We start from the raw sequence: 10,054 nt of genomic DNA, 5'->3' as shown, positions 1-10,054 counted from the left end.
GTCCTTCCTGGAAAACCTCTCCGAGATGACCGTGCTGCGTCAGGTGGGCCTGTTGGTCGGCCTGGCTGCGAGCGTGGCGATTGGCTTTGCCGTGGTGCTGTGGTCGCAGCAGCCGGATTACCGTCCGTTGTACGGCAGCCTTGCCGGCCTGGACGCCAAGCAGGTCATGGACACCCTGGCCTCCGCCGATATTCCTTACACCGTAGAACCGAATTCTGGCGCCTTGCTGGTCAAGGCCGATGACCTGTCCCGTGCGCGGATGAAACTCGCTGCTGCTGGTGTCACTCCCAGCGACGGCAACATCGGTTTCGAAATCCTCGACAAGGAACAGGGTCTGGGCACCAGCCAGTTCATGGAAGCGACCAATTATCGTCGCGGCCTCGAAGGTGAACTGGCCCGTACCATTTCCAGCCTGAACAACGTCAAGGGTGCTCGCGTGCACCTGGCGATTCCGAAGAGCTCGGTGTTCGTGCGTGATGAACGCAAGCCAAGCGCTTCGGTGCTGGTCGAGCTGTATTCCGGTCGTTCGCTGGAGCCGGGCCAGGTCGTGGCGATCATCAATCTGGTGGCCACCTCCGTTCCCGAGCTGAGCAAATCGCAGATCACCGTCGTCGACCAGAAGGGCAACCTGCTCTCTGATCAGGCGGAAAACTCCGAAATGACCATGGCCGGCAAGCAGTTCGATTACAGCCGCCGCATGGAAAGCATGCTGACTCAGCGCGTGCACAACATTCTGCAACCGGTGTTGGGTAACGACCGCTACAAGGCTGAAGTGTCGGCCGATATCGATTTCAATGCTGTCGAGTCCACCGCCGAGCAGTTCAACCCGGATCAACCGGCGCTGCGCAGTGAACAGTCGGTCAACGAACAACGTACCGCCAGCAATGGCCCGCAAGGTGTGCCGGGTGCCCTGAGCAACCAGCCACCGTCGCCAGCCTCGGCACCGCAAACCACCGGTGGCGCCGCAGCGCCTGCCAGCATGGTGCAGCCGGGTCAGCCATTGGTTGACGCCAACGGCCAGCAGATCATGGACCCGGCCACCGGCCAGCCGATGCTCGCGCCGTACCCGGCAGACAAGCGTCAACAATCCACCAAGAACTTCGAACTCGACCGTTCCATCAGCCACACCAAACAGCAGCAGGGTCGCCTGAATCGCCTGTCGGTGTCGGTGGTTGTCGATGATCAGGTCAAGGTCAATGCGGCTAACGGGGAAGTCACCCGCGCGCCGTGGAGTGCCGACGAATTGTCGCGCTTCACCCGTCTGGTACAGGACGCGGTCGGCTTCGATGCCAGCCGTGGCGACAGTGTCAGCGTGATCAACATGCCGTTCTCCGCCGAGCGCGGCGAAGTGATTGCCGATATTCCGTTCTACTCCCAGCCATGGTTCTGGGACATCGTCAAACAAGTGCTGGGTGTGTTGTTCATCCTCGTGCTGGTGTTTGGTGTGCTGCGTCCGGTGTTGAACAACATCACCGGCGGTGGCAAAGGCAAGGAGCTGGCCGGTCTTGGCGGCGACGTGGAACTCGGTGGCATGGGCGGCCTGGACGGCGAACTTTCCAACGATCGCGTAAGCCTCGGTGGTCCGCAGAGCATTCTGTTGCCGAGCCCGAGTGAGGGTTATGACGCGCAACTGAATGCAATCAAGAGCCTTGTGGCTGAAGACCCGGGTCGTGTGGCTCAGGTCGTGAAAGAGTGGATTAACGCAGATGAGTGATAACCGAGCCGCCACCGTCAAACTGAACAAGGTCGACAAAGCCGCGATTCTGCTGCTGTCCCTGGGTTCGACCGATGCTGCGCAAGTGCTGCGCCACATGGGCCCGAAAGAGGTTCAGCGCGTCGGCGTGGCCATGGCGCAGATGGGCAACGTCCATCGCGAACAGGTCGAGCAGGTCATGAGCGAGTTTGTCGACATCGTCGGTGACCAGACCAGCCTCGGCGTCGGTTCCGATGACTACGTGCGCAAAATGCTCACCCAGGCCCTGGGTGAAGACAAGGCCAACGGCCTGATCGACCGCATCCTGCTCGGTGGCAACACCAGCGGCCTCGACAGCCTGAAATGGATGGAGCCGCGCGCCGTAGCCGACGTGATCCGTTACGAACACCCGCAGATCCAGGCCATCGTGGTTGCGTACCTCGACCCGGATCAGGCCGGTGAGGTGCTCGGCAACTTTGACCACAAGGTGCGTCTGGACATCATCCTGCGCGTCTCGTCGTTGAACACCGTGCAGCCAGCGGCACTGAAAGAATTGAACCAGATTCTCGAGAAGCAGTTCTCCGGCAACTCGAACGCCTCGCGCACCACCCTGGGTGGCATCAAGCGTGCGGCAGACATCATGAACTTCCTCGACAGCTCGATCGAAGGCCAGCTCATGGACTCGATCCGCGAAGTCGACGAAGACCTGTCCGGTCAGATCGAAGACCTCATGTTCGTGTTCAACAACCTCGCCGATGTCGACGACCGTGGCATTCAGGCGCTGTTGCGCGAAGTGTCTTCCGACGTGCTGGTGCTGGCCCTCAAGGGTTCGGACGAAGGCGTCAAAGAAAAGATCTTCAAGAACATGTCCAAACGTGCGGCCGAACTGTTGCGCGACGACCTCGAGGCCAAAGGCCCGGTGCGCGTCAGCGACGTCGAAACCGCGCAGAAGGAAATCCTCACCATCGCCCGCCGTATGGCCGAAGCCGGAGAGATCGTGCTCGGTGGCAAGGGCGGCGAGGAAATGATCTAAGCCCATGGATAAGCACGATGACGATGTGACGGATCTGATCCGTGCCCGCGATGTCCGTGGCTTCGAGTCATGGGCAATGCCCAGCTTCGATCCGCCGAAACCGGAACCCGAGCCGGAGCCTGAGCCCGAACCGCCGGAAATGGAAGAAGTGCCGCTGGAAGAAGTCCAGCCACTGACCCTGGAAGAACTCGAAAGCATCCGTCAGGAGGCTTACAACGAGGGCTTCGGCATCGGCGAAAAAGAAGGCTTTCACAGCGCTACGCTGAAGGTTCGTCAGGAAGCCGAAGTTGCGTTGGCGGCGAAACTGGCCAGCCTTGAGCAACTGATGACTCACCTGTTCGAGCCTATCGCCGAGCAAGACACCCAGATCGAAAAATCGCTGGTTGATCTTGTGCAACACATCACCAAACAGGTGATCAAGCGCGAGCTGGCCATCGATTCGTCGCAGATCGAACACGTCATGCGCGACGCCCTCAAGCTGCTGCCGCTGGGCGTGGAAAACGTGCGTCTGTACGTCAATCCGCAGGACTTCGAGCAGGCCAAAGCCCTGCGCGAACGTCACGAAGAGACCTGGCGCATCGTTGAAGACGAAGCGCTGATGCCGGGTGGTTGCCGGGTCGAGACGGCGCACAGCCGCATCGACGCGAGCATTGAAACCCGTGTCACTCAGGTCATGGACAAGCTGTTCGATCAACTGCACGAACAGGCTTTGCACCCGGCTGCCCCGGACTTGAGCCTGGATATTGCCGAAGACGTCAAACCGGCGGCCGAGCCAGACGAGCCGCTTGCGGACACCGCCGATGCGCCTTGAACGCACCAGTTTCGCCAAGCGCCTCAGCACCTATGCCGAAGCCACTGAAATTGCTGGCGCGCCGATTCTCGAAGGTCGCCTGCTGCGTATGGTTGGTCTCACGCTGGAAGCCGAAGGCCTGCGCGCAGCCATGGGCACGCGCTGCCTGGTAATCAATGACGACAGCTATCACCCGTCCCAGGTGGAAGCGGAAGTCATGGGTTTCTCCGGCGGCAAAGTCTTTCTGATGCCGGTCGGCAGCGTCGCCGGTATCGCTCCCGGTGCCCGCGTGGTGCCATTGGCCGAAACCGGTCGACTGCCGATGGGCATGAGCATGCTCGGCCGTGTGCTCGATGGCGCCGGTCGTGCGTTGGACGGCAAGGGTGGCATGAAAGCCGAAGACTGGGTGCCGATGGATGGCCCGACGATCAACCCGCTCAACCGCGACCCGATCAGCGTACCGCTGGACGTCGGCATCCGTTGCATCAACGGTTTGTTGACGGTGGGCCGTGGTCAGCGTCTGGGTCTGTTCGCCGGTACTGGTGTCGGTAAATCGGTATTGCTGGGCATGATGACCCGCTTCACTGAGGCCGACATTATCGTCGTCGGCCTGATCGGTGAGCGGGGTCGCGAAGTTAAAGAATTCATCGAGCACATCCTCGGTGAAGAAGGCCTCAAGCGTTCGGTGGTGGTGGCCTCGCCGGCGGACGATGCGCCGCTGATGCGTTTGCGCGCAGCGATGTACTGCACGCGCATTGCCGAGTATTTCCGCGACAAGGGCAAGAACGTCCTGTTGCTGATGGATTCGCTGACCCGTTTCGCCCAGGCGCAGCGGGAAATCGCTTTGGCCATCGGCGAGCCGCCAGCGACCAAGGGTTATCCGCCCTCGGTGTTCGCCAAACTGCCGAAATTGGTGGAGCGTGCCGGTAATGCCGAGAAGGGCGGGGGTTCGATCACCGCGTTCTACACGGTACTGTCCGAGGGCGATGACCAACAGGACCCGATTGCCGACTCGGCGCGGGGCGTACTTGATGGCCACATCGTGCTGTCGCGGCGTCTGGCAGAGGAAGGGCACTACCCGGCCATCGATATCGAAGCCTCGATCAGCCGGGTGATGCCGGCGGTGGTCTCGGCGGAACACATGCAGCGCGCGCAGTATTTCAAGCAATTGTGGTCGCGCTATCAGCAGAGTCGCGACCTCATCAGCGTCGGTGCGTACGTCGCTGGTGGCGATCGCGAGACCGATCTGGCGATTTCCCTGCAACCGCAATTGGTCAGGTACCAGCGTCAGGGCCTCAACGACAAAATCAACATGGGCGAAAGCCAGTCCTATCTCGAGACCCTGTTCGCCCCTGCGGCGGGCGGGTAACCGGCCATGGCCGTCAGCCGAGCCGCGCGTCTCGCTCCGGTGGTGGACATGGCCGAACAGGCCGAGAAAACCGCCGTGCAGCGCCTGGGCTATTTTCAGGGCCAGGTGAAGGTCGCCGAAAGCAAACTCGCCGACCTGCATGCCTTTCGTCTGGATTACTCGCAGCAATGGATCGTGCGCGGCAGCACTGGCGTCAGTGGGCAATGGCTGCTCGGCTTCCAGGGCTTTCTGGCGCAACTCGACACCGCCGTTGACCAGCAGCGGCAGAGCCTGGTCTGGCACCAGAACAAGCTCGACAAGGCTCGTGAGGAATGGCAACAGGCCTTCGCCAAGGTCGAGGGCCTGCGCAAACTGGTGCAGCGCTATCGCGAAGAGGCGCAACGCCTTGAAGACAAACGCGAGCAGAAGCTGCTCGATGAGTTGTCCCAGCGCTTGCCGCGTCATCAGCCATTCTAAGCCGCGCCGTTCCCACATGTGATCCCGCGTTGCACCTTGCCCCAACACTGTCCAAGTGCTAAACCTTGTACACGTTCGTCAATGACAAGGAAGCCAGTCAATGTCAGTCGTTACAGAATTATCCCCGGATGGTCAAAAACTGACGATTTTAGTCAAGGGTCGATTCGATTTCGCCAAGCATCAGGAATTTCGAGAGTCCTACGAGAATCTGCAGCCGAAACCCGAATCCTTTGAAGTGGATTTGAAAGACGCCACTTACCTCGACAGTTCGGCGCTCGGGATGTTGTTGCTGCTGCGCGATCATGCCGGCGGTGAAAGTGCCGAAATCACGCTGACCCACGCCAATGCCGATGTTCGCAAGATTCTTGCGATTTCAAATTTCGAACAAATCTTCGACGTGGCATAAGCGCAATGCAGGCTGATTCCGAGCCGCTGACAATTCTGATCGCCGAAGACAGCGCCGCCGACCGGTTGCTGTTGTCGACCATCGTTCGCCGTCAGGGCCATGAGGTGCTGACGGCGGCCAATGGTGCCGATGCAGTGGAGATCTTCCGCCGGCAACAACCGCATCTTGTCCTGATGGACGCGATGATGCCGGTGATGGACGGTTTCGAGGCTGCGCGGCAGATCAAGGCGCTGGCCGGGGAAACCCTGGTGCCGATCATCTTCCTGACTTCGCTCACCGAAAGTGAGGCGTTGGCCCGCTGTCTGGAGGCCGGTGGTGACGACTTTCTGGCGAAGCCCTACAACCAGGTGATTCTTGCCGCCAAAATCAAGGCGATGGACCGCTTGCGCCGCTTGCAAGCCACGGTGCTGCAGCAGCGCGACCTGATCGCCAAACATCACGATTACCTGCTCAACGAGCAACGGGTCGCAAAAGCCGTGTTCGACAAGGTCGCGCACTCCGGTTGCCTGAGTGCGCCGAATATTCGTTATCTGCAATCACCCTATGCGCTGTTCAATGGCGACCTATTGCTGGCGGCGTATACGCCGGCGGGCGACATGCATGTGTTGCTGGGTGATTTCACCGGCCATGGCTTGCCGGCCGCCGTCGGTGCGATGCCGTTGGCCGAAGTGTTTTACGGCATGACGGCCAAGGGCTACGGCTTGGCGGAAACCCTGCGCGAGATGAACGCCAAGCTCAAGCGCATCCTGCCGGTGGACATGTTCTGTTGTGCGACGCTGCTGTGCCTGAGTTCTCAAAGGCGTTCGGTCGAAGTCTGGAACGGTGGCATGCCGGACGGCTATCTGCACCGGATTGCCAGCGGCGAGCGCGAGCCTCTGGCTGCGCGACATTTGCCGTTGGGGGTATTGAGCCCGCAGGCGTTCGATGACTGCACGCAAGTGCATCCGATGGCCGTCGGTGATCGGGTCTTCCTGTTGTCCGACGGGGTGATCGACACCAGTAACGCCAGTGATCAGTTGTTCGGCGTCGAGCGTTTGCAGCGAGTGTTCGCCAGCAATCGCGAGCCAGATCGACTGTTCGACGAGATCGAGCAGGCGCTGCGCGATTTTCGCGGTGAGGCTCGCGACGATGTGAGTATGGTCGAGGTCAGCCTGCTTGAGCCTGAGCAGGTGCACCCTGCGGTGCCGGTGTACTCCGACAGCGGTCAGTCGTGTCCGCTGGACTGGTCGGCGAGTTTCGAATTTCGTGGCGCCACGTTAAAGCGTTTCAATCCGTTGCCGTACCTGTTGCAGTTGCTCCAGGAGGTGCATGGGCTGCGCGCGCAAAGCGGCGCGTTATACAGCGTGCTCGCCGAGTTGTATTCCAATGCACTGGAGCACGGGGTGTTGGGTCTGGACTCCAGCCTCAAGCGCGATGCCTCGGGATTCGCCCGCTACTATGAGCAGCGCAACGTGCGTCTGGAGAGTTTGCAGGATGGCTTTGTGCGTGTGCATTTGCAGGTGAAGCCGCAAGGCAAGGGCGGGTGTCTGCTTATCCGTGTCGACGACAGCGGTAAGGGTTTCGATGTCGCAAGGGTCATGGATCGGCCGCTGGACGGTGTCCGTCTGTCGGGACGCGGTGTCAGTCTGGTCCGGCAATTGGGGCGCAACGCGAGTTGGTCGGACGAAGGTCGTAGTGCCCACGTGGAGTTTTTCTGGGAGATTGAGGCATAATCGGCGCAATTCTTGATCAAGGAGTGAGCAAGTGACTGATAAACATATTGATCGCGAGGTGCTCAGCGTACTACGCGAAGTCATGGAGGATGGTTATCCCGAATTGCTGGATACCTTTCTGGCGGATTCGGAAAACCGCCTGCTTGAGCTGCGCGAGACTGCCGATGCCAAGGTCTTGTCCGAAGTGGCTCATAGCTTCAAGGGCAGCGCCGGCAACATGGGCGCGGTTCGACTGGCCGAGCTTTGTCAGAGGCTTGAGTCGGACGCCAAAGGCAATAGCCCTGCACAAATCGCCAAACTGGTCGCCGAGATCAGTAGCGAATTCGCTCAGGTGCGGCCTGAATATGAGTATGAACGCCAAGACGCGCTAACCCAATAAAACGAGCCGTCCGGCGCTTTTCCAAAGCGTCGGACAAAACTGGCCCGGCACTTGCAGTCATCTCCCGCAACTGTACCTACGATCCCAGTGCAGCGGAGACCGTTTCATGCCTGCGACCCCCAACATTCTTCTTCAGAACGCCGCCCAGGCCAAGGCGCAAGCCGCCTCTGCCAAACCGTCGGCAGTGGCCGCAGACGCCGGGGACAAGGCCTCAAGCTTCGCTCAGGTGTTTGCCAGTCAGGATTCGAGCAAGCCTGCCGTCACGGTTGACACCCCGCTGAAATCGGCGCGCGACAAGGTCGCTGACACCGGCGGCAAGAAGGACGTCAGCAAGGATCAATCTGCCCCTGCGAAGCCGGCGGTTGCCGATAGCGGCAATGCCTTGCCTGCCGACAAGCCGGTGGCGGCCGACGACAAGGTCGTCAGCAGCGACGAATCCACGGAGACCAACCAGACTCCGGTAGCCGATGCCAATCCAGTCGATCCGACGCTGGATCCTGCGTTGGCCGCCGTCGTGCAGCCGGCAGTGACGGCACCCGTCGTGCCGGTCCCGGTTGTCGAAGCGGCCACCCCGGCGAAAACCGAAACTCCGGCCGTGTCCCTATTGCCAGGTGTGGTCAAGGATCCGGCGGCGAGCACCGACAGCGATTTCGATCCTTCGGCCGATCCTCTCGATGCCTTGCCGGCCGTGCGCATGGCAATGGAGCAGGGTGGACATATCTCCGCCGCCAGCCAGGCACAACCGAAAGCGGCGCCCGCGCAGACTCAGGCTGACGGCGAATTGACCTCGGCGCAGAACTTTGCCGCCGGCATGGCCAGCATGCTTGATGTGCAGGCCGACAAGGACAGCACCAGTCAGGGCGGCGAGAAGGCTTTCAGCGGGCTGATCGATGACGGCCTGAAAGACCTGAAAACCGCCACCAGCGACACCCGCGTCGATGACTTCGCCAACCGCTTGGCGGCACTGACGCAGGCTGCCACGCCGAAAACTGCGAACGCGGTACCTGTCAATCAGCCGATCGCCATGCATCAAAGCGGCTGGACCGAAGAAGTGGTCAACCGCGTCATGTATCTGTCGAGCGCCAATCTGAAGGCGGCGGACATTCAGTTGCAGCCGGCCGAGCTGGGGCGTCTGGATATCCGCGTGAACATGGTCCCCGACCAGCAGACTCAGGTGACGTTCATGAGCGCGCACCCGAGTGTGCGTGAAGCGCTTGACGGGCAGATGCATCGTTTGCGCGAGATGTTCAACCAGCAGGGCATGGGTCAGGTCGACGTCAATGTCTCCGATCAGAACCGTGGCTGGCAGGGCCAGCAAGGTCAGGAGCAGGCGCAGCAGGGCCAGAGTGGGCGCACCAGCGCTCTTGGAGGTCGTCTGGATTCGGCGGATGAAGAGCTGGCACCCGCCGCTATTGCTGAAGCAGCCGCGCAAACCACCAGCGTGATCGGCACCAGCGCGGTCGACTATTACGCCTGACACACCGCTGTACCCTGTGGGAGCTGGCTTGCCAGCGATGGCGGCGGCACATTCGAAATCAATGTGTCAGACAAATCGCTATCGCTGGCAAGCCAGCTCCCACAGGGGCTTGCATCAGTAGACACATCCCTCTCGTCAATCCCTCCGACACTTCTGGCATAACACTTGCTCTTGCCTTGCCGTGCGACTGTGAAAACCCGATTAGTGACGGATTATTGGCATGGCGAAGAGCGAAACAGCAGCAGTGAAAGACCCAGCAACCAAAGGCAAACTCAAGCTGATCATCGTGATCGTGCTGGCGTTGCTGCTGGCCATTGGCGCGTCCGTGGGGGCGACCTGGTTCTTCATGCACAGCGCCCAAAGCAAGCCTGCCGAGGCCGCAGATGCAGCGCCCGTCGGCAAGCAGCCGGCGATTTTCGAGCCGATGGCGCCGGCCTTTGTCGCCAACTACAACCAGAACGGCCGTCAGCGCTACATGCAGGTGAGCATCACCATGCTGGCGCGTAACCAGGCCGATCTGGAAGCGCTGAAAGTGCACATGCCGGTGATCCGCAACAACCTGGTGATGCTCTTCTCCGGTCAGGATTTCGCCACTTTGGCGACGCCGGTCGGCCAGGAGATGTTGCGCCAGAAGGCCACAGCGAGCGTGCAGGAAGTGGCGCAGAAAGAGCTGGGCAAAGTGGTGATCGAACAGTTGCTTTTCACTAATTTCGTACTGCAGTAGGGACACGACAGGGGC

The 10,054-nt window shown here is 60.7% G+C and carries 10 protein-coding genes; all 10 read left to right on the top strand.

What is annotated here, in order from left to right; translation table 11 throughout:
- A partial coding sequence (gene fliF / locus ACIONG_RS27820; protein WP_401303993.1) for a flagellar basal-body MS-ring/collar protein FliF occupies positions 1–1,714 on the top strand: 1,714 nt, incomplete at its 5' end.
- Positions 1,707–2,726 carry a flagellar motor switch protein FliG gene (gene fliG, locus ACIONG_RS27815; RefSeq protein WP_007920042.1) on the top strand — a complete coding sequence of 340 codons (1,020 nt, stop codon included), beginning with the start codon at positions 1,707–1,709 and terminating at the stop codon, positions 2,724–2,726. The genes fliF and fliG, both read left to right, overlap by 8 nt.
- A gap of 4 nt (positions 2,727–2,730) precedes the next feature.
- Positions 2,731–3,537: a flagellar assembly protein FliH gene (gene fliH / locus ACIONG_RS27810; RefSeq protein ID WP_103305369.1), complete on the top strand. Its 807-nt coding sequence runs from the start codon at positions 2,731–2,733 to the stop codon at positions 3,535–3,537.
- Positions 3,527–4,885 carry a flagellar protein export ATPase FliI gene (fliI, locus tag ACIONG_RS27805; protein ID WP_103305370.1) on the top strand — a complete coding sequence of 453 codons (1,359 nt, stop codon included), beginning with the start codon at positions 3,527–3,529 and terminating at the stop codon, positions 4,883–4,885. Before fliH ends, fliI begins: the two co-directional genes overlap by 11 nt.
- A 6-nt stretch (positions 4,886–4,891) precedes the next feature.
- Positions 4,892–5,341: a flagellar export protein FliJ gene (gene fliJ, locus ACIONG_RS27800; RefSeq protein ID WP_213027944.1), complete on the top strand. Its 450-nt coding sequence runs from the start codon at positions 4,892–4,894 to the stop codon at positions 5,339–5,341.
- A gap of 100 nt (positions 5,342–5,441) precedes the next feature.
- Complete coding sequence (locus tag ACIONG_RS27795; protein WP_103305373.1) at positions 5,442–5,747, top strand: STAS domain-containing protein; 306 nt, start codon at positions 5,442–5,444, stop codon at positions 5,745–5,747.
- Positions 5,748–5,752: 5 nt separating this feature from the next.
- Positions 5,753–7,459, top strand: a complete 1,707-nt coding sequence (locus ACIONG_RS27790) for a SpoIIE family protein phosphatase (RefSeq protein ID WP_401303988.1) — start codon at positions 5,753–5,755, stop codon at positions 7,457–7,459.
- A 31-nt stretch (positions 7,460–7,490) separates the two neighbouring features.
- Entirely contained in the window at positions 7,491–7,838 is a 348-nt protein-coding gene (locus ACIONG_RS27785) for an Hpt domain-containing protein (protein ID WP_401303985.1), read from the top strand.
- Between the two features lie 106 nt (positions 7,839–7,944).
- Complete coding sequence (locus ACIONG_RS27780) at positions 7,945–9,315, top strand: flagellar hook-length control protein FliK (protein WP_401303982.1); 1,371 nt, start codon at positions 7,945–7,947, stop codon at positions 9,313–9,315.
- Between the two features lie 220 nt (positions 9,316–9,535).
- Positions 9,536–10,039 (top strand): flagellar basal body-associated protein FliL, encoded by a 504-nt coding sequence (gene fliL, locus ACIONG_RS27775; protein ID WP_007920033.1) that lies wholly within the window; start codon positions 9,536–9,538, stop codon positions 10,037–10,039.
- Positions 10,040–10,054: the final 15 nt, after the last annotated feature.

The sequence above is a fragment of the Pseudomonas sp. NPDC087817 genome (genome assembly GCF_044742875.1).
In the GTDB taxonomy this organism is placed as follows: Bacteria; Pseudomonadota; Gammaproteobacteria; order Pseudomonadales; family Pseudomonadaceae; genus Aquipseudomonas.
The sequence above is the reverse complement of the archived record's forward strand: the minus strand, read 5'-3'. Positions and strand labels throughout refer to the sequence as shown.

What these genes read in the sequence shown, in the direction of transcription:
- fliL (WP_007920033.1), top strand. Translation starts at nt 9,536, where the DNA reads ATGGCGAAGAGCGAAACAGCAGCAGTGAAAGACCCAGCAACCAAAGGC.
- fliI (WP_103305370.1), top strand. Translation starts at nt 3,527, where the DNA reads ATGCGCCTTGAACGCACCAGTTTCGCCAAGCGCCTCAGCACCTATGCC.
- ACIONG_RS27780 (WP_401303982.1), top strand. Translation starts at nt 7,945, where the DNA reads ATGCCTGCGACCCCCAACATTCTTCTTCAGAACGCCGCCCAGGCCAAG.
- fliJ (WP_213027944.1), top strand. Translation starts at nt 4,892, where the DNA reads ATGGCCGTCAGCCGAGCCGCGCGTCTCGCTCCGGTGGTGGACATGGCC.
- ACIONG_RS27795 (WP_103305373.1), top strand. Translation starts at nt 5,442, where the DNA reads ATGTCAGTCGTTACAGAATTATCCCCGGATGGTCAAAAACTGACGATT.
- fliH (WP_103305369.1), top strand. Translation starts at nt 2,731, where the DNA reads ATGGATAAGCACGATGACGATGTGACGGATCTGATCCGTGCCCGCGAT.
- ACIONG_RS27790 (WP_401303988.1), top strand. Translation starts at nt 5,753, where the DNA reads ATGCAGGCTGATTCCGAGCCGCTGACAATTCTGATCGCCGAAGACAGC.
- fliG (WP_007920042.1), top strand. Translation starts at nt 1,707, where the DNA reads ATGAGTGATAACCGAGCCGCCACCGTCAAACTGAACAAGGTCGACAAA.